General features: G+C 61.4%; 15 protein-coding genes, 4 tRNA genes, 2 pseudogenes and 1 riboswitch. Of the genes and pseudogenes, 7 read left to right on the top strand and 14 right to left on the bottom strand.

What is annotated here, in order from left to right:
• Positions 1–260 precede the first annotated feature (260 nt).
• The 11 genes and pseudogenes from LRS56_05175 to uvrB all read right to left on the bottom strand — a co-directional run bounded on the left by LRS56_05175 (position 261) and on the right by uvrB (position 9,494).
• Entirely contained in the window at positions 261–1,520 is a 1,260-nt protein-coding gene (locus tag LRS56_05175; GenBank protein ID WDU63919.1) for a hypothetical protein, read from the bottom strand.
• A 549-nt stretch (positions 1,521–2,069) separates the two neighbouring features.
• Complete coding sequence (locus tag LRS56_05170) at positions 2,070–3,041, bottom strand: tRNA-dihydrouridine synthase (GenBank protein ID WDU63918.1); 972 nt, start codon at positions 3,039–3,041, stop codon at positions 2,070–2,072.
• A 55-nt stretch (positions 3,042–3,096) separates the two neighbouring features.
• Complete coding sequence (locus tag LRS56_05165) at positions 3,097–3,531, bottom strand: thioesterase family protein (GenBank protein WDU63917.1); 435 nt, start codon at positions 3,529–3,531, stop codon at positions 3,097–3,099.
• A gap of 40 nt (positions 3,532–3,571) precedes the next feature.
• Positions 3,572–4,405 carry an alpha/beta fold hydrolase gene (locus tag LRS56_05160; GenBank protein ID WDU63916.1) on the bottom strand — a complete coding sequence of 278 codons (834 nt, stop codon included), beginning with the start codon at positions 4,403–4,405 and terminating at the stop codon, positions 3,572–3,574.
• 16 nt (positions 4,406–4,421) lie between these two features.
• Positions 4,422–4,961, bottom strand: coding sequence for a TetR/AcrR family transcriptional regulator (locus LRS56_05155; GenBank protein WDU63915.1), 540 nt, complete (start codon positions 4,959–4,961; stop codon positions 4,422–4,424).
• Positions 4,962–5,143: 182 nt separating this feature from the next.
• Positions 5,144–5,219, bottom strand: a tRNA-Glu gene (locus LRS56_05150).
• Positions 5,220–5,307: 88 nt separating this feature from the next.
• Positions 5,308–5,383: transfer RNA gene (locus LRS56_05145), tRNA-Ala, on the bottom strand.
• Positions 5,384–5,432: 49 nt separating this feature from the next.
• Positions 5,433–5,508: transfer RNA gene (locus LRS56_05140), tRNA-Glu, on the bottom strand.
• A 78-nt stretch (positions 5,509–5,586) separates the two neighbouring features.
• Positions 5,587–5,662 (bottom strand) — tRNA-Ala (locus LRS56_05135).
• 147 nt (positions 5,663–5,809) lie between these two features.
• On the bottom strand, positions 5,810–7,291 hold the full coding sequence (gltX, locus tag LRS56_05130) for a glutamate--tRNA ligase (protein WDU63914.1): 1,482 nt from the start codon (positions 7,289–7,291) through the stop codon (positions 5,810–5,812).
• Between the two features lie 188 nt (positions 7,292–7,479).
• Positions 7,480–9,494, bottom strand: a pseudogene (gene uvrB, locus LRS56_05125) (excinuclease ABC subunit UvrB).
• A gap of 343 nt (positions 9,495–9,837) precedes the next feature.
• On the opposite strand from uvrB, the gene LRS56_05120 reads away from it, so the two are divergent.
• Together LRS56_05120 and LRS56_05115 are read left to right on the top strand one after the other, a co-directional pair.
• Positions 9,838–11,034: an aspartate/tyrosine/aromatic aminotransferase gene (locus LRS56_05120; protein ID WDU63913.1), complete on the top strand. Its 1,197-nt coding sequence runs from the start codon at positions 9,838–9,840 to the stop codon at positions 11,032–11,034.
• Between the two features lie 112 nt (positions 11,035–11,146).
• A complete protein-coding gene (locus LRS56_05115) occupies positions 11,147–11,356 on the top strand; it encodes a hypothetical protein (GenBank protein WDU63912.1) in 210 nt (69 codons plus the stop codon).
• A gap of 101 nt (positions 11,357–11,457) precedes the next feature.
• Here the strand turns inward: LRS56_05115 and LRS56_05110 are convergent, their stop codons facing one another.
• Entirely contained in the window at positions 11,458–12,336 is an 879-nt protein-coding gene (locus LRS56_05110) for a LysR family transcriptional regulator (protein WDU63911.1), read from the bottom strand.
• Between the two features lie 103 nt (positions 12,337–12,439).
• Between LRS56_05110 and LRS56_05105 the strand changes: the two genes are divergently transcribed.
• Positions 12,440–13,831, top strand: coding sequence for an aldehyde dehydrogenase family protein (locus LRS56_05105; protein WDU63910.1), 1,392 nt, complete (start codon positions 12,440–12,442; stop codon positions 13,829–13,831).
• A gap of 56 nt (positions 13,832–13,887) precedes the next feature.
• Here LRS56_05105 and LRS56_05100 read toward each other — a convergent pair whose 3' ends face one another.
• On the bottom strand, positions 13,888–14,928 hold the full coding sequence (locus LRS56_05100) for a hypothetical protein (protein WDU63909.1): 1,041 nt from the start codon (positions 14,926–14,928) through the stop codon (positions 13,888–13,890).
• A gap of 87 nt (positions 14,929–15,015) precedes the next feature.
• Between LRS56_05100 and LRS56_05095 the strand changes: the two genes are divergently transcribed.
• The gene (locus LRS56_05095) at positions 15,016–15,576 is read left to right on the top strand and encodes a hypothetical protein (protein ID WDU63908.1); all 561 of its coding nucleotides are present in this window, start codon (positions 15,016–15,018) and stop codon (positions 15,574–15,576) included.
• Between the two features lie 9 nt (positions 15,577–15,585).
• Here the strand turns inward: LRS56_05095 and LRS56_05090 are convergent, their stop codons facing one another.
• Positions 15,586–16,032 (bottom strand): hypothetical protein, encoded by a 447-nt coding sequence (locus LRS56_05090; GenBank protein ID WDU63907.1) that lies wholly within the window; start codon positions 16,030–16,032, stop codon positions 15,586–15,588.
• A gap of 110 nt (positions 16,033–16,142) precedes the next feature.
• A riboswitch (cobalamin riboswitch) is annotated at positions 16,143–16,337 on the top strand.
• A 114-nt stretch (positions 16,338–16,451) separates the two neighbouring features.
• Between LRS56_05090 and LRS56_05085 the strand changes: the two genes are divergently transcribed.
• The 3 genes and pseudogenes from LRS56_05085 to LRS56_05075 all read left to right on the top strand — a co-directional run bounded on the left by LRS56_05085 (position 16,452) and on the right by LRS56_05075 (position 19,223).
• Entirely contained in the window at positions 16,452–17,462 is a 1,011-nt protein-coding gene (locus tag LRS56_05085; GenBank protein WDU63906.1) for an ABC transporter substrate-binding protein, read from the top strand.
• Positions 17,459–18,462 (top strand): annotated as a pseudogene (locus LRS56_05080) (iron ABC transporter permease). Before LRS56_05085 ends, LRS56_05080 begins: the two are co-directional and overlap by 4 nt.
• On the top strand, positions 18,459–19,223 hold the full coding sequence (locus tag LRS56_05075) for an ABC transporter ATP-binding protein (GenBank protein ID WDU63905.1): 765 nt from the start codon (positions 18,459–18,461) through the stop codon (positions 19,221–19,223). The pseudogene LRS56_05080 and the gene LRS56_05075 overlap by 4 nt, the downstream one beginning before the upstream one ends.
• The last annotated feature ends 25 nt before the right edge of the window (positions 19,224–19,248 follow it).

The following is a 19,248-nucleotide window of genomic DNA, read 5'->3' as shown; positions in this document are numbered from 1 at the left end:
CCCCCTGTACGCCCCTCACGGTAACTGCGGCGCGCGAGTCAATCGGTGGACAGCCTTGCCAGATGACGGACTTATTATTAATTGCTATTGCGGACATACACTCACCTTTCTAAGGCGCCCCCCTTGCTACCCACAGCCCAGGGGACGACTTCATCAGTTTCCAGCCTAAAAAGACCGGCCTAACTTACGCACGCCTTTAGCGAGCGGCCGTTCTGCTCCAGAAGTTGTCGAATCGGTTGCGGTTACGACTCTGGAACACATCAACCAAGGTGCTCATCGGCTGGCCCGGGAGCTGTCGCAGTCAATCGGGATTGGGTGTCCGGTGTGAGCTCGGGCAGGGGAACTACCGAAGGCTGAGCTTCGGCCTTGGGCGTGAGGGGAGTATTTGGCCCCACCGGGGTTTCGCCATCAGCCTTTGGCGTGACCGGCGTGTTCGGCACCACCGGGCTCTCGCCGCCAGACTTTGGCGTGACCGGCGTGCTCGGCACCACCGGGCTCTCGCCGTCAGACTTTGGCGTGACCGGCGTGCTCGGCACCACCGGGCTCTGGCCGTCAGACTTTGGCGTGACCGGCGTGTTCGGCACCACCGGGCTCTGGCCGTCAGACTTTGGCGTGACCGGCGTGTTCGGCACCACCGGGCTCTCGCCGTCAGACTTTGGCGTGACCGGCGTGTTCGGCACCACCGGGCTCTGGCCGTCCGACTTTGGCGTGACCGGCGTGTTCGGCACCACCGGGATTTGGCGGTCGAACTTTGATTTATTCGAGATAGTACTCATCTCATGCTGATGGAAGCCGCAGTTGATGATCTGAACCGTCACGTTGACATCAGACGCCTGCTTATTCTCCTGAGCCTTATCCCGCTGTACCGCTGTCGCTTCGCCAGGCACTATTTTTGTGATCAGGCCCGCCTCCGACCGCATCTTGAGGTCGCTGACAGCATTCGCCGGTGATTGGGATTTGCCCTCTGCCCGCACCTTTGGCAGGCCATCTGCCTGCGGCCCGGCTTTCTCCAAAGGCGGCTCTACAGGCAACTTCGAATCGGATTTGCCCTCCGCCCGCACTGTTGGCAGGCCATCCACCTGCGTCCCGGCTTTCTCCAAAGGCGGTTTTACAGGCAACTTCGAATCGGATTTGCCCTCTGAAGAAAGCTTCGGCTTCGCGGCCACGTCCGGACTCATCTTCGATGCAATATCTTTGAGTAACTTCTCCTTAAGGTCGACTTCTGGCTGGGCTTTCGGTAGCAACCCCTCAGGCATCGGCTTGGGCAGGCCGTGGCCCGACAACATGCTTCGTATAGCCCGGAAGGCCGACTCAAACATGTCAAACAAACGCTCCAGGGCGTCCCTGCTTACCATAACGGTAGCGTCGTTTCGCCCCGCTCCATTATCAAGAACCAATGGATTTTCAAATGTTTTGGACAGCAACTGATTAGGCATTTTATCAACTACCGGCCTCTCCCGGTCTTGCGGAAGATAGTTATGATTCATCGACACGGAATTATTAATCGGCAGATTGGACATACACTTATCCTTGCTCAGCGCTCCTCTGAACCGATAAACGGCCCGAGAAACCTTCATCATCATTGGGATTTAAAAATACGCTCGAGTGTTCACACTCCCTACATTCGTGGGGCGCCTGACCTTTGAGTTCCGATTATTCCAGCTCATATCAGGAAACCAATCGGGCATCCGTGAGTTTTTCTTATGGACACCTACGAAAAAATCATGATCGGCCGTGCTTTCAATGACGAAAATCCGATACAAAGCGCAACAGTCAGCGCTTAGCGAAATTTGATGAAACCATCCGAACTTAATAGTAAGACGCGCTTATGTTAGTTACTGCGCGCACAAATAAACCTCTAGCCACGCGCAACGTAAAACACTAAAACCCTTGCAATATTAAATTCAAAACAACACTCTTTTTTACACACACAAAGAAACCCATCCCTTTGATCGCCACTCACCCTCACACTGACATTATTGGCGACACCGGTTAATCCAGACAACAAAAAGGGCGCCTAAGCGCCCTTGGAGGTAAACATTGAAACGTAGATATATATAAAGTTGATATTACAGCCCCGCTCCCTCAGGCGGCTTCTGGCTTACACCTAATAAACGTCCTACTTCCAGCAGATCGGTTTCCCGGCGCAGTGCGGTAAACAACTCCACCGCCTCAGGATAGTTGCGGGTCAGCATCGCCAACCATTGTTTCAACCGGCCCGGCGCCTGACGTTCAGTCAACTGCGCCACGCACTGGCGCCAGAACTCCTGGAACATGGGCTGCATCTGCGCCCAGGTCATCTCAACCACCTCCTCGCCAGCCCGCGCTGCGGCAATCTGCCGGGCCAGGTCCGGGCGGGCCACCAGGCCGCGACCGAGCATGATGTCTTCAACGCCGCTGATTTCCCGGCAGCGCCGCCAGTCCTCAACGCTCCAGATATCGCCGTTGGCGAACACCGGCACCTTGACCACATCCTGCACCCGCGGGATCCACTCCCAATGCGCCGGCGGCTTGTAGCCATCGGCTTTGGTGCGCGCATGCACCACGATATGCGCCGCGCCGCCTTCAGCCAGGGCAGTTGCGCAGACCAGCGCGCCGTCCGGGCTGTCAAAACCCAAGCGCATCTTGGCGGTGACCGGGATATGCGCCGGTACGGCGCGGCGTACGTGTTCGACGATCTGGTTGAGCAGCTCCGGCTCCTTGAGCAGCACCGCCCCGCCCCGGGACTTGTTGACGGTCTTGGCCGGGCAGCCAAAATTCAGGTCGATGACCTGGGAGCCCAGCTCGCAGGCCAGGGCGGCGTTTTCCGCCAGGCATACCGGGTCGGAGCCCAGCAACTGTACGCGCAGCGGTACGCCGGCGGCGGTGCGGGCACCGTGCAGCAGCTCCGGGGCCAGCTTGTGGAAGTAGGCAGGGGTGAGCAGACGGTCGTTGACGCGGATAAACTCGGTCACGCACCAGTCAATACCGCCCACACGGGTCAATACGTCCCGCAGGATGTTGTCGACCAACCCCTCCATGGGCGCCAAAGCAATTTGCATGGAAAACACTCAACAAAAATCGTGGCGCAGTTTACTGGGTTTCCTACAGCGACTGTTAACCCCCTGTCAGCGCAGGGCCGTAACCGTCGAGAAACTCCGCAGGCATGCGCTTGGGCTTGCCGGAGGACAGCTCGATGCAGACAAAGGTGGTTTGTGCGCGCAGCAAGGTCACGCCGTCACGCGGGCGTACCAGTTGGAAACGGCGGGTCATTTTCAGGCGCTGGTCCCAGTCCACGATCCAGGTGGCCAATTGCAGCTCGTCGCCCTCATAGCCCGCCGCCAGGTAGTCGATCTCGTGGCGCACCACGGCCATGGCACGATCCAGGCGGCGGTATTCGGTGAGGTCCAGCCCCAGGCGCTGGGAGTGACGCCAGGCGCAGCGTTCCAGCCAGGACACGTACACCGCGTTATTGGCGTGCCCCAGCCCGTCGATGTCTTCAGGGGCGACCTGCAGATCGATGATAAACGGCGTTGCCAAATCCCAGCCCATGCGGTGCTCCCAGTCGATTAATGTCGGCGGGGGCAGTGTATCAGGCGGTTTGCCGCTCCTGTAAACGCCGACCGGCCAACAGCGTCAGCACGCCGTCGATCACCCGGGGGTCAGCCAGCACTTTCTGATGGCCGCCCTGCTCCAGGCGCAGCAGCCGACTGTCGAACCAGGCTTCGTGGATGGCTTGGGAGGCTTTGACCGGAACGAAAGTGTCGTCTTCGGCGTGCACGATCAGCCCGGGCAGATTCATCTGGTAATGCGCGACATCCAAGTGTTTGAGCGGCATGCCGAACGTCAGCTCCACCTCCTGGATAAACGCCGACCGTGCCCGCGCCGGCAAACCGACCATGTGGGTAAACCCACGCAGCACATCCAGGAAACGCGAGGGCGCGGCGATGCTCACCAACGCCTCGGTACGCAGCCCCAACTGCACCGCCAGCATGGCGCTGGCGCCGCCCATGGAATGGCCGATCACCGCCTGCAGCGGCGGCAACTCGGCCGCCGCCTCGAGCATGGCCCGAGCGAACAGCAGCACATGCGCCTCACGCCCCGGCGAACGACCATGGGCGGGGCCATCCAGGGCAATCACCGAGTAACCGTTGTCCACCAAGGCGGTGATCAGACTGGCGAACTGGGTGGGCCGGCCTTCCCAGCCGTGCATCAACAACACTGCCGGGCCTTGGCCCCAGCGCAGGGCCGAGAGGCCGAACCGTAAGGTAATGCGCTCCGATTGCGCCAGCAGCGGCAATTCCCAGTCACGCGGCGGCAGGTCGCGTGGCGTCATAAAGGCACGACGCATCTTGTTGGCCACCGTTTGCGGTGCCAAGTGCCCCAGTGTGCCGTTGAAACGACGAAGCCAGGTTAACGTGCCCATCCTGCAGGCCCTCTTCCTATCGCACGGCCGACTTGGCAGCGCGCAGTACGCGGTCCGACAACTCACCCGGCCCCAAAGCGCGTGCCAGCGCCAGGCCACCGATCATCAGCGCCATATCGGCCAGGGCTTTATCGGTGTCTTCGGGGCTGGCGGCAAGTTGCGCGGCCATCAGCTCCACATGCTCGTTCAATGCTTCGCGGAACGCGTCCGGCAGGCGGGCCATCTCGCCCACGGTGGCCGGGATCGGGCACGCTTGCGCCGTTGAGTCGCGGTGCTTGCGCGACAGATAAAACGCCGCCACCAGCCCCCTGCGCTCTTCGCCGGTGAGCTGTGTATCCATATCGTCGATGGACGCACGACGCCGGGCCAGCAGCTGTGTGAAGGCTTCCAGCATCAGCGCGTCCTTGCTTTCAAAGTGCGCGTAGAACCCACCCACGGTCAGCCCTGCCGCACCCATGACTTCACCCACGCTCGGCTCGGCCGGGCCGCGCTGGATCAACGCGGCGCTGGCGGCTTGCAAAATGCGTTCGCGGGTTTGCGCTTTTTTATCGTTCATCGTTGCCTCCGACTTTCATGGGTTGAATATTATTACCATAATAATATTTCGCAAGCGACAGGCATGACCGCTGGTCAGGACAGGCGACGTGAAGTGAGGAGAGAATTGGCCAAACGCCAGACAAACAAAAGGGCCATTCAATAATTGAATGACCCTTAAAAATCCCGCAGAGCGGGTAATCGTGGCGTCCCCTAGGGGACTCGAACCCCTGTTACCGCCGTGAAAGGGCGGTGTCCTAAGCCACTAGACGAAGGGGACACAAACCTTCTGTACAACAGACCAAGCTGCTCTTGCGTTAGCTTGATCGATTCAAGGACGGTGTGGCCGGAACCTTGAACCTGTAAATTGGTGGAGCTAAACGGGATCGAACCGTTGACCTCTTGCATGCCATGCAAGCGCTCTCCCAGCTGAGCTATAGCCCCGATTTTTCGCCTGGCGGCGCAGCAGACCTTTCGAGCTGCTTGTTGAAACTGGCGTCCCCTAGGGGACTCGAACCCCTGTTACCGCCGTGAAAGGGCGGTGTCCTAGGCCACTAGACGAAGGGGACAAAACCTTCTGTACATCTGATCAGCGCTGAGACCTGATCAATTCAAGGACAGTGTGGCCAGACCTTGAACCTGTAAATTGGTGGAGCTAAACGGGATCGAACCGTTGACCTCTTGCATGCCATGCAAGCGCTCTCCCAGCTGAGCTATAGCCCCTCATCGGTGAGGACGGGGCGAATCTTAATGGCGGTTTGGAAGTGTGTCAAATTTATTTTCAACAAATTCCAAAATTTTTTGCCGGGATAACAATCACTTACCGGCGAAACCCCGGAAAACCGGGGTTTCGTCGTTTCAGCCGCTTGCTCAGGCGATAGCGCCCAACAGCTTTTCCCACTCTTTGTTTTCTTTCTTCGACACACCACCAAGCAAATCAAGGGCTTGGCGCAGACGGAAACGCGTGAGATCCGGGCCGAGAATTTCCATCGCATCCAGCACCGACACCGAACTGGCCTGCCCGGTGATCGCGGCAAACATCAGCGGCATAGCATCGCGCAACTTCAGTTCAAGGGACTCGACCACCGCCTGGATCGTCGCAGTAATCGCATCCTTCTCCCACTGGCGCAGGCTTTCGAGCTTCCACAGGATCAGCTGCATCAGTTGGCGAACCTGGTCGCCCGAGAGTTTCTTGGACTCAAACAGCTTGGCATCCGGGTTCACGCCACCGGCAAAAAAGAAGCTGGCCAACGGGGCGACCTGACTGAACGTCTCCACCCTGCCCTGCACCAGCGGCGCGATCTTCATCATGTACTCAGGGTTCAACGCCCACTGCTGCACACGGCTGGCGAATTCTTCCACCGGCAAGTCGCGCAGCCACTGGCCGTTGAGCCACGACAGCTTCTCGATATCGAAAATCGGCCCGCCCAGGGAGACGCGGGACAGGTCGAAGTTATCGACCATTTCCTGCAGCGAGAACTTCTCGCGCTCGTCCGGCATCGACCAGCCCATGCGGCCCAGGTAGTTGAGCATCGCTTCCGGCATAAAGCCCATGCGCTCGTAGAAGGTCACCGAGGTCGGGTTCTTGCGCTTGGACAGCTTGCTCTTGTCCGGGTTACGCAGCAGCGGCATGTAGCACAGCTGCGGCTGTTCCCAGCCGAAGTATTCGTACAGCAGGATCAGCTTGGGCGCCGACGGCAGCCATTCTTCGCCACGCAGTACGTGGGTGATGCCCATCAGGTGGTCATCGACCACGTTGGCCAGGAAGTACGTCGGCAGGCCGTCGGTCTTCATCAGCACTTGCATGTCCATGCGGTCCCACGGGATCTCGACGTCACCGCGCAGCATGTCCGGCACCACGCACACGCCTTCGCTCGGCACTTTCATGCGGATAACGTGCGGTTCGCCGGCGGCCAGGCGCTGGGCCACTTCTTCCTTGGACAGCAGCAGTGCGCGGCCGTCGTAGCGTGGGGTTTCGCCACGGGCCTGTTGCTCGGCGCGCATCTGGTCCAGCTCTTCGGCGGTGCAGAAGCACGGGAAGGCGTGCCCCATGTCGACCAATTGCTGGGTGTACTGCTTGTAGATGTCGCTGCGCTCGCTCTGGCGATACGGGCCATGCGGGCCGCCGACGTCCGGGCCTTCCGCCCAGGTAATGCCCAACCAGCGCAAGGCATCGAAAATCTGCTGTTCCGACTCACGGGTCGAACGCAGTTGGTCGGTGTCTTCGATCCGCAGGATGAATTCACCGCCGTGCTGCTTGGCAAAGCAGTAGTTGAACAAGGCGATGTAGGCAGTACCGACGTGGGGATCCCCAGTAGGCGATGGCGCGATGCGCGTGCGGACGGTGGTCATGGCAGGTCTCGAATGGGCGATATAACTGAAAATTCAAACAAGGGGCGAATGGTAACACCTGCGTGGGTGATTCTGGCAGACCGAGGTGCCGCCATCGCAGGCAAGCCAGCTCCCACCTGTTGACCGCTTTCACAAATCAAAGGTGGGAGCGGGCTTGTCCGCGATGAGACCAGCGCAGCCACCGCCAATCAAACAGCCAGCAACCGCTCACGCAATTTGCCAATCTCATCGCGCGTCTGCGCCGCCGCCTCGAACTCAAGATCACGCGCCAGCTGGTACATCTTCTCTTCCAGCTGCCGGATGCGCTTGGTGATCTCACTCGGCGAGCGCAATTCGTTCTCGTACTTGGCGCTTTCCTCGGCGGCCTTGGCCATGCCCTTGCGCTTTTGCTGCGCGAGCCCGGCACGGTGGCGCCTTCCATGATGTCGGCGACGTCCTTGAACACGCCCTTGGGCGTAATGCCGTTTTCCAGGTTGAAGGCGATCTGCTTGTCGCGACGACGCTGGGTCTCGCCAATCGCACGCTCCATGGAGCCGGTGATGCGATCCGCGTAGAGAATCGCCCGGCCATTGAGGTTACGGGCGGCCCGGCCGATCGTCTGGATCAGCGAGCGCTCGGAACGCAGGAAGCCTTCCTTGTCGGCATCCAGAATCGCCACCAGCGACACTTCCGGCATGTCCAGGCCCTCACGCAGCAGGTTGATGCCCACCAGCACATCAAACGTGCCCAGGCGCAGGTCGCGGATAATCTCCACGCGCTCCACGGTGTCGATGTCCGAGTGCAGGTAGCGCACACGCACGCCGTGGTCGGCCAGGTAGTCGGTCAAGTCTTCGGACATGCGCTTGGTCAGCGTAGTCACCAGCACGCGCTCTTCCAGGGCCACGCGCTTGGTGATTTCCGAGAGCAGGTCATCGACCTGGGTCAGCGCTGGGCGGATTTCGATTTCCGGGTCGACCAGCCCCGTCGGGCGCACCAGTTGCTCAACCACACGCCCGGCGTGTTCAGCCTCGTAGTTACCCGGCGTGGCCGAGACAAAGATGGTCTGCGGGCTGATGCTTTCAAACTCGTCAAAGCGCATCGGCCGGTTATCCAGTGCCGACGGCAGGCGGAACCCGTACTCCACCAGGGTTTCCTTGCGCGAGCGGTCACCTTTGTACATCGCCCCCACCTGCGGCACGCTGACGTGGGACTCGTCGATCACCAGCAACGCGTCGTCCGGTAAATAATCGAACAAGGTCGGTGGTGCCTGACCGGAATCGCGCCCCGACAGGTAGCGCGAGTAGTTTTCGATGCCGTTGCAGTAACCCAGCTCCAGAATCATCTCCAGGTCGAAACGGGTGCGCTGTTCCAGGCGCTGGGCTTCCACCAGCTTATTGTTGGAACGCAGGTATTCCAGGCGTTCGGCCAATTCGGTCTTGATGCCCTCGATGGCCCCCATCAGGGTTTCACGCGGGGTCACGTAGTGGCTTTTCGGGTAGAAGGTGAAGCGCGGCAGCTTGCGGATCACCTCGCCGGTCAACGGGTCGAAGGCCGACAGGCTCTCGACTTCATCGTCGAACAACTCGATGCGGATCGCTTCCAGGTCGGACTCGGCCGGGTAGATGTCGATCACATCGCCGCGTACACGGAAGGTGGCGCGGGCAAAATCCATGTCGTTGCGCGTGTATTGCAAGCTCGTCAGGCGCCGCAGCAATTCGCGCTGGTCGAGCTTGTCGCCGCGATCGACGTGCAGCACCATCTTCAAATAAGCTTCCGGGCTGCCCAAACCATAGATGCACGACACCGTGGTGACGATGATCGCGTCCTTGCGCTCCAGCAGCGCCTTGGTCGCCGACAGCCGCATCTGCTCGATATGGTCGTTGATCGACGCGTCCTTCTCGATAAAGGTATCGGAGGACGGCACATAGGCTTCGGGCTGGTAGTAGTCGTAGTAAGAAACGAAGTACTCCACCGCATTGTTCGGGAAGAATGCCTTGAACTCGCCATACAGCTGCGCGGCCAGGGTTTTGTTCGGCGCCAGCACCAGGGTCGGGCGGTTGATCTGTGCGATCACGTTGGCGATGCTGAAGGTCTTGCCAGAACCGGTCACCCCGAGCAGCGTCTGGTGCGCCAGGCCGGCTTCGATGCCTTCGACCATCTGGCGAATGGCTTCGGGTTGGTCGCCGGCGGGTTCAAAACGGGTGACGAGCTGGAAATCCGACATAACGTACCTCTTTCAAGTCACCCCAGGCCTACAGCTGCCGAGGACGAAAAGCTCAGCAGCCCGCGAATTTTCATCGCAGGCTGCAGGAAAAAACCATGATAGCTGTAGAAGTGGTGGCGAATGTGACGGGTTTCAAGGCAATCGTCCTACCTGCCGTCGTTGATCAATGTTGCAATAAGACTAACGGTCGGCAAATAAACCGAAAAACTTGGCCGAAAAGCCGTTTCGGCTGTCGCCCTGCGCCGGGATGGTCTCTATACTAACTCCCCGTTTGTGCACCGCTCTAGTGCATTCGGCTGGAGCGCGACACGTCCCTCCATTCCCCCATAGAGCTGCCGCAAAAATGAGCCTGTTCTCCGCTGTCGAAATGGCACCACGCGATCCAATCCTGGGCCTCAACGAAGCATTCAACGCCGATACACGAACCACCAAGGTCAACCTTGGCGTGGGCGTTTACTGCAACGAGGAGGGGAAGATTCCACTCTTGCGTGCCGTTGCCGAAGCGGAAGCCATTCGCGTGGCGCAACACGCCGCCCGTGGCTACCTGCCGATTGACGGTATCGTGGCCTACGACCAGGCCGTGCAAAAGCTGCTGTTCGGCGCTGAGTCGCCGCTGCTGAGCGCCGGCCGCGTCATCACCGCCCAAGCGGTAGGTGGCACCGGTGCGCTGAAAATCGGTGCGGACTTCCTCAAGCAACTGCTGCCCAACGCCGTCGTCGCCATCAGCGACCCAAGCTGGGAAAACCACCAGGCGCTGTTCGAAAAAGCCGGCTTCCCGGTGCAGACCTACCGCTACTACGACGCCGCCACCCACGACGTCAACCGTGCCGGCCTGCTCGAAGACCTCAACGCCCTGCCGCCGCAATCCATCGTGGTGCTGCACGCCTGCTGCCATAACCCGACCGGCGTCGACCTGAGCCCGGCCGACTGGCAAAACGTACTGGACGTGGTCAAGGCCAAGAACCTGGTGCCGTTCCTCGACATGGCCTACCAGGGCTTTGGCGACGGCATCCATGAAGACGCCGCGGCGGTGCGCCTGTTCGCTGAATCGGGCCTGACGTTCTTTGTGTCCAGCTCGTTCTCCAAGTCGTTCTCGCTGTACGGCGAACGCGTGGGCGCGCTGTCGATCGTCAGCGAATCCAAGGAAGAAAGCGCGCGCATCCTGTCCCAGGTCAAACGCGTTATCCGCACCAACTACTCCAACCCGCCGACCCACGGTGCGGCGATTGTGGCTGCCGTGCTGAACAACCCTGAGCTGCGCGCCCAGTGGGAAGCCGAACTGGCCGAGATGCGCCTGCGCATCCGTGGCATGCGTGAGCAGATGGTGGCTGAACTGGCCAAGGCTGCACCGGGCCACGACTTCAGCTTCGTCGGCCGCCAGCGTGGGATGTTCTCCTACTCCGGCCTGACCGTTGAGCAGGTCACCCGTTTGCGCACCGAGTTTGGCATCTACGCGCTGGACACTGGCCGCATCTGTGTGGCGGCGCTGAACCAGTCGAACATTGGTGCCGTGACCCAGGCGATTGTTCAGGTTCTATAACCCGGGCAGCGTGGAACGAAGGGAAGCCATGGCTTCCCTTTTTTAATGCCTGTCGCAAAACGCCTGGCTCCCCTAGACTGAACCCTGACTGCCCCTTAGTAGTGAGAGCCTTATGAGAAACGACGACCTGCCCCTGCGTGCCGACCGCGACGATTTGCTTGACTACCCCCCTCTTGCCCCGCAAGCCAAGCGCCAGAAAAGCCTGGTGTTGCAGATAGCGCTGGGCGTATTCCTGGGTGGACTGGCGCTGTGGCTGGTGCAGCTGGGTGCGACGGCGATAATAGCCAAGCTGGCCATGGGCACCGTGCAATTCGGCGGCTGATGAAGATCAAAATGTGGGAGCGGGCTTGCTCGCGAAAGCGTTGGTTCAGTGACACATACGCCGCCTGACACTACGCGTTCGCGAGCAAGCCCGCTCCCACATTAGGTCTGAGTCGTTACCAGAGCGCGTTCCTCCAGCAGCTTCACAAAACTGTTCAAACTTTGCGACACCGTCCCTCGGCGCCAGATCAGCCAGGTATTGAGGATGCGGAACGAGTCGGTCAGCGGCCACACACTCACCGCGGTAAACCCCGGCATGCTTTCCAGCATGCTGCGCGGCATCAGCGCCAGGCCGGCCCCGGCGCTGATGCAGGCGAGCATGCCGTGGTAGGACTCCATCTCGAAGATCTTGCCCGGCACCGCCCCGTCCTGGGAGAACCAGCGCTCGAAGTGATGGCGGTACGAACAGTTCGAACGAAAGGTATAGATATTCTCCCCCGCCACATCCTGGGCCCGGGTGATCGGCGCGTGGTGCAGCGGCGCAATCACCACCATCTCCTCCTCAAATACCGCCACGCCTTCCAGCGTGGCATGCAGCACCGGCCCATCGACAAACGCCGCCGCCAGGCGCCCCGACAGCACGCCCTCGATCATCGTGCCCGACGGCCCGGTGCTCAGGTCCAGCTCGACCTTGGTGTGCTTCTGGTTATACGCCGCCAGCAACGCGGGGATACGCACCGCCGCCGTGCTCTCCAGCGAGCCCAGGGCAAACGCGCCCTGGGGCTCCTCCCCCGCCACCGTGGCGCGGGCCTCTTGCACCAGGTCCAGAATGCGCCGCGCATAGCCGAGGAAATTCCACCCGGCCGGCGACAGGCGCAGGCGGCTCTTCTCGCGGATGAACAACTCCACGCCCAAGTCCTGCTCCAGCTGCTTGATGCGCGTGGTCAGGTTCGACGGCACGCGATGAATCAACTGCGCGGCGGCACTGATGCTGCCTTGCTCGGCAACGGCCTTGAAGATTTCCAGCTGCACCAGATCCAAGTCATTCTCCAATCGTGAATGTATTGCTCAATATTATTCAGTTTCCAGAAAACATGCATCCCCGTAGGCTGAACCCATTCCACTCATTCAGCCGGACGGTGCCATGAACGCTATTTCTCACCAGACCCACGCGTTGTCGATCAACCCCGCCAATGGCGAAACAGTCGGCAGCTACCCCTACGAAACCGAGGCGCAGTTGGACGCCGCGCTCAACCGCGCCACCGCCGCCTTCCGCACCTGGCGCCGCCAGCCTGTGAGCCAGCGTGCCGAGCGGCTGCTGGCGCTGGCCGCGGCCCTGCGCGAGCAAGCCGAAGACATGGCGCAAATGATCACCCTGGAAATGGGCAAGCCCATCGCCCAGGCCCGTGCCGAAATCGAAAAATGCGCGCTGCTTGCCGAATGGTACGCCGCCCAAGGCCCGGCCATGCTGGCCCCGGAGCCCACCCTGGTGGACAACGGCAGCGCCCAGATCGAATACCGCCCACTGGGCCCGATCCTCGCGGTAATGCCGTGGAACTTCCCGGTGTGGCAAGTGCTGCGCGGCGCCGTACCGACCCTGCTCGCCGGCAACACCTACGTGCTTAAACACGCACCAAACGTGATGGGCAGCGCCTACCTGATGAAAGCGGCGTTCCAGAAAGCCGGCTTCGCTGAAGGTTTGTTCGAAGTGATCAACGTGACCCAGGACGGCGTGTCCAAAACCATCGCCGACCCACGCATCGCCGCCGTCACCCTCACCGGCAGCGTGCGCGCCGGCATCGCCATCGGCTCCCAGGCGGGTGCCGCGCTGAAAAAATGCGTACTGGAACTGGGTGGCTCCGACCCCTTCATCGTGCTCAACGACGCCGACCTCGACGCCGCCGTGCAGGCCGCTGTAATCGGCCGCTTCCAGAACAGCGGCCAAGTCTGCGCCGCCGCCAAGCGCCTGATCATCGAAGAAGGTGTGGTGGAAGCCTTCACCGCCAAATTCCTCGAAGCCAGCCGCGCCCTGGTGATGGGCGACCCAACGTCGACCAGCACCTACGTTGGCCCGATGGCCCGCTTCGACCTGCGCGACGAGCTGCATGGCCAGGTCCAGGCCACATTGGAAGAAGGCGCAACCCTGCTGCTGGGCGGCAACAAAGTCGCAGGCACAGGCAACTATTACGAGCCGACCGTGCTGGCCAACGTCACCGACCAGATGACTTCGTTCAAGCAGGAACTGTTCGGCCCGGTGGCCTCGATCATCACTGCCCGCGATGCCGACCACGCCGTAGCACTGGCCAACGACAGCGAATTCGGGCTCACCGCCAGTATCTTCACCACCGATTCGGCCAAGGCTCGCGATATTGCCAACCAGCTCGAAACCGGCGGGATCTTCGTCAACGCGTTCAGCGTGTCCGACCCTCGGGTGGCATTTGGTGGTGTGAAAAAGAGCGGCTTCGGGCGGGAATTGTCGCACTTTGGTGTGCGGGAATTCTGCAATGCGCAGACGGTGTGGCTGGATCGTAAGTAGTCCATTTCCCACCCATGGTTAACGTATAACCATGGGTGGGTGCTATGCCAGGGACGTCAGTTGCGCCAGCACTTCGCGTAGCGTTCACACACCCCGAAACGCTTGTCCAGTTCGGCCATGCGGCCCCAGTTTTCCGCCAATACTTCCTTTTCCATCTGCTCATTGAGCTGACGGTAGTACTGCAGCATCGCGCCATTCACTGCCAGCGCCTGGGTCACGTCGGTGGCCGGCGTATCCGGCACCAGCGCTTTGATCGACGGCGTGTCCAGCCGCGAAAGACGGGCACGGTACTCGACCTTGTACTGCTCAAGTGCCTTGGCTTTCACCCCTCGCGCCTCGACCAGATAAGTCGTGACGTTTTGCCGGTACTCGGCCCAATAGGCATCGGGCAACTGCAGGTTCATCTCGCGCTTGCGGTTGTTGACGACCAGGTCGACCGCGCCGTTCTGCACGCTCTCGCTCGGGGCGGCGGGCTCCGGCTTCATTTGCGCAATGATGCTCTGCGAAACAATCTGCTCGGTCAACGCGTCACGCTCCGGGGTCGCAGGCAAGCCTTTGACAGGTGCGGGGAACAGCGCGCTGGTGCCTGCGCAGCTGGGCAAACCTTTGTTGACCATCGGCACAGGCGAGCGCACCACCTCGCCCTGCACCCGGCTCAGGCGCTTGAGCATGGTCATGCATTGGCTGCCGGCGCGATTGAACGTCAGCTCGTATTCAGCACCACTTTGCGGGGTAAAGGTGAAGGCCATGCCACACACCGAGCCGGTTCCCTGGGTATTCAAATGCAGCAACACTGGCTTGTTCGGCGGCATCCGCAGTTCAAGGTACGGGGTTTTCTCGGACACCGGCGGTATCGACATATCCGCTCGCCGGCGGGTGTTGGCGAGGAACAGGTTATTGAGGATGCCGGTGGTCCAGCCCTCGCAATGCTGCTCGTCAAACAGCGCCAGGGTGGAACTGCTCATGTCGCTGCTGAACCGTAGCTTGGCCGCATCCGGCTCGGTTGCATCCGGGTAAGTGCCCGATACACTGCAGCCGCTCAACAACAATGCGAACGCGGTGGCACCCAGGGCACGGCGCGCAAAAAAACTACTCATGGTGAGGTGTCATCCTTAACGCTGTAGTTGAGAAATGCCGCATCATAATGGGAAAGTTACATTTTGTTTCGATGGACCGAGGATTGAATGCACAAAATTAGTCAGCTGTTTGTAATTGGGGCCGCAGCGTTGCTGGGCGCCTGCTCGACATTGCCACCCGAAATGGCCCTGGACTCAAAGGTCTATTCCGCCGATAACGCAGGCCTCGTCCTGGGGGCGCTGATCGAAGGCGGCCCTTACGGTACCTGGATGAATTTTCGCGATGTAAACACCGGTAAATCCTACGGCTGGGGGCCCAAGGATTATTACTCCGCCTGGCTGCCCGCCGGCACCTATGAAGTGAGCGATCTGGGCTCGCGCCGCGGCGTGATGGGGCCCTACTCAAAACCCCTGCGCTTTACCGTGACCAATGGCCGGATCAACTACCTGGGCGAGATGACCTACGGCTGCCCGCTCTCTGCGCACCCTGCCGCCGTGTATGGCGTGAAAAACTGCGGAATCCTGGCGCTGGGCACCTGCACGGTCGACTACCCGAGCATTGCGGTGTGCGTCGTGGATCGGCAGGAGCAGTCGGTTCGAACCTTCCTCAAGCAGAACCCTCAGTTCGCCGAACTGCCGGTCACCCCGGCAGTGATGTCCACGCGCTAAGGCAGCGGCTCACTGCGCATTGATGTAGTGAAACTGCGCCTGGGTCTTCTCAATCGCCGTGCGCACCTGGTCTTTCTGCGCGCCAGTACCCGAGTAGTAGATCTGCATCCCCTTCAAATCCAACCCTTCCACGGCGTTGCCGATAATGGCAACGTCGACTGAGGTGCTGGCGCCGAAAATCAGGAAGCCGCTCTCGCGGCTCAGGTTCTTCGCGCTCAGCAGTTGCTCTTTGAGCGAGGTCGCGTTGGCGCTCCCGGCCATGGCAATCATCATGCTGTCGGAGATCAAGCCGTGGCTGGGGATTTTCGTGGTGTAGAAGTAGACCTTGCCTGGCTTGGCAGGCAGCGACGCAACATACGCAGTGGTGGCCTCGTCAAAAATCTGAGTTTCGGATTTACCGTGGGAGGCGCAACCGGCAAGCATCGCAATAAGGGCGAGAGCGGCTAATGATTTCACTGTGTGTTCCTTGTGAGAAAGCTGTCCATGGGGCTACGCATCATAGGAGACGAACCTCGCCAGAGCTACCGCCGTCTTGCGCCAATGGAGTTTCCGCTCAACCGCGTGATCGACTACCATACCGCGCCGGTTCCCAAACGGGACTAATAGGGAATCCGAAGCGCGACACACCGCGCCAATCGGAACTGCCCCCGCAACTGTAGATGCCGAGCCTGCTCCCAACTGCCACTGGACCCCGTCCGGGAAGGCCGGAGCCTGGCGACGACGCATCAGTCAGGAGACCTGCCGGCCCAGTACAATCACTAACCGGCGGGGTGTCCGGGAAGGACCTCCTTGCCCTGCCTCCCCGGCAGCGTTCAAGGGCGTATTTCCAAACCGTACCTCCCCAGCTCCACGTACGGCTTCAAGGAGATTGCCCCATGCTGTCACGCATTACCGCCCTGATCAGCGGCCTGGGCTTGTGTGCCCTGGCCCAAGCCGCCCCCACGCACTACCCGCTGACCGTACACAATTGCGCCAGCACCCTGACCTTCCAGCAGGCGCCCGCACGCAGCGTGACCATCGGCCAGGCCGCTACCGAAATGCTTTATGCCCTGGGCGTAGGCAACACCGTGGTCGGCACGTCGCTGTGGTTCAACAGTGTGTTGCCGCAGTTCAAGGCGCAGAACGACACTATCGAACGCCTGGCCGACAACGAGCCAAGCTTCGAAGCCGTGATCGCCAAGCGCCCGCAACTGGTGGCCGCCGAGCTGGAATGGGTGGTTGGCCCGCAGGGTGTGGTCGGCACCCGCGAGCAGTTTCACGAATTGAACATCCCCACCTACCTGCTGCCCTCCGACTGCGAAGGCAAGGACAACCTGGTGGGCGCCGACGGCACGCGGCTGGAGCCGTTCCGCATTGACACGATCTATAAAAGCATCCGCCAACTGGCCGCGATTTTCGACGTACAAGCGCGCGGCCAGCAACTGAACGACGAACTCAAGGCGCGCCTGGCCAAATCCGTGGCCACCGTGCAGAGCAAGGGCCTCAAGCAAGCCAGCGCGCTGGTGTGGTTCTCCAGCTCCGAGATGGCCAGCGACCCATACGTGGCCGGCCACAAGGGCATACCGGAGTTCATGCTGGAAACCCTCGGCCTGCACAACGTGGTGCAGTCGGATGAAGAATGGCCCGCCGTCGGCTGGGAAACCATCGCCAAGGCCAACCCGACCTTCCTGGTGATCGCGCGCATGGACCGGCGCCGCTACCCCGCCGACGACCATGAAAAGAAACTGGCCTTCCTGCGCAGCGACCCGGTCACGCGCACGATGGATGCGGTGAAAAACAACCGCATCATCATCCTCGACGCCCTGGCGCTGCAGGCCAGCATTCGCATGTTCGATGGCCTTGAACAACTGGCCACGGCCATCGACGGCTACGACTTGCCGAAATGATAAAAACTTCACTCGCCCTGGGCCTGCTGCTGATCGCCGTGCTTGCCGGCGTGGCCATCGGCGAAACCGCCATCGCGCCGAAAGTGGTGCTGCAAGTGCTGGCCAACAAACTGTGGGCGGCCGGTTACGTGCTGGACCCGATCGATGAAGGCGTGGTGTGGAACTACCGCCTGACCCGCGCCTGGTCGCCGCCGCGTGCGGCGCCGGGCTGGCGACCTGCGGGGTAATCCTGCAGTCGCTGTTGCGCAACCCGCTGGCGGATCCTTACCTGCTGGGCATCAGCGCCGGCGCCTCGACCGGCGCGGTGCTGGTGGCGCTGATCGGCGTGGGCGGCGGTTTGGTCTCGCTGTCGGCCGGTGCGTTTGTCGGCGCCATGGCCGCCTTTGCCCTGGTGATCTTGCTGGCGCGGGCCAGCGGTGCCTCCAGCGGCACCGGCCAGATCATCCTCGCGGGCATCGCCGGCTCGCAGCTGTTCAACGCCCTCACCGCGTTCCTGATCACCAAATCGGCCAGTTCCGAACAGGCACGCGGCATCATGTTCTGGCTGCTGGGCAACCTCAGCGGCGTGCGCTGGCCGTCGGTGTGGCTGGCGGTGCCGGTGGCGGTCGCCGGGCTGGCCGTGTGCTTGTGGCACCGTCGGGCGCTGGACGCCTTCACCTTCGGCACCGACTCGGCGGCGTCGCTGGGTATCCCGGTGCGACGCGTGCAGTTTGTGCTGGTGGGCTGCGCGGCGCTGGTCACCGCAGTGATGGTGTCGATTGTCGGCTCCATCGGCTTTGTCGGCTTGGTGATCCCCCACGCGGTACGCCTGCTGCTCGGCACCGGGCACTCGCGCCTGCTGCCGGCCAGCGCGTTGGGTGGCGCGTTGTTTTTGATCGCGGCCGATGTGCTGTCGCGCACCCTGATCAAGGGCCAGGTGATTCCGGTGGGCGTGGTCACGGCATTGGTCGGCGCGCCGGTGTTTGCGCTGATCCTGATCGGCCGGAGGAATGCGCGATGAGTGTGCTCAGTTGCAGCGGCCTGAGCTTCAAGGTGCGTGAAGCTCAGTTGCTGCGCGATATTCACCTGGAGGTCCAGCTGGGTGAAACCCTGGGGATTGTCGGGCCCAATGGCTCCGGCAAATCCACCCTGCTCAAACTGCTGGCCGGGGTGCGTACACCGGCCAGTGGCGAAGTGCAGTTGGGCGGCGTGCGGCTGTGCGACCTGTCGCGCCGCGCCATCGCGCAGCAACTCGCGGTGGTGGAACAGCAGGCCGACACCGACGACGCCATTCGCGTGTTTGACGCCGTGGCCCTGGGCCGCACGCCGTGGCTGTCGGCGCTGAGCCCCTGGGCCCGCGAGGACGACGCCATCGTGCATCAGGCGCTGCAGGATGTGGACGCCACCCACCTCAGCCAACGCGCCTGGCGCAGCCTCTCCGGCGGCGAACGCCAACGCGTGCACATCGCCCGCGCCCTGGCGCAACGGCCGCAGATTCTGTTGCTGGATGAGCCGACCAACCACCTGGATATCCAGCACCAACTGGCGATTCTGAAGGGCGTGCAGGCGCTGCCGGTGACCACTTTGATCGCCCTGCATGACCTGAACCAGGCCCTCACCTGTGATCGGTTGGCCGTGCTGGACCGCGGGCAATTGGTGGCGCTGGGCAAGCCGCTGGAAGTGCTCACGCCGCAGCGGCTACAGGAGACGTTCGGGGTGCAGGCGCATTACCTGACGGACCCGTTTGATGGCGCGCAGATCTTGCGCTTGCGGCCAAATTGACTGACTAACAACGCGGCTTAACAGT

Origin of the sequence: Pseudomonas poae (assembly GCA_028869255.1) — a bacterium.
GTDB lineage: Bacteria > Pseudomonadota > Gammaproteobacteria > Pseudomonadales > Pseudomonadaceae > Aquipseudomonas > Aquipseudomonas poae_C.
The sequence above is the reverse complement of the archived record's forward strand: the minus strand, read 5'-3'. Positions and strand labels throughout refer to the sequence as shown.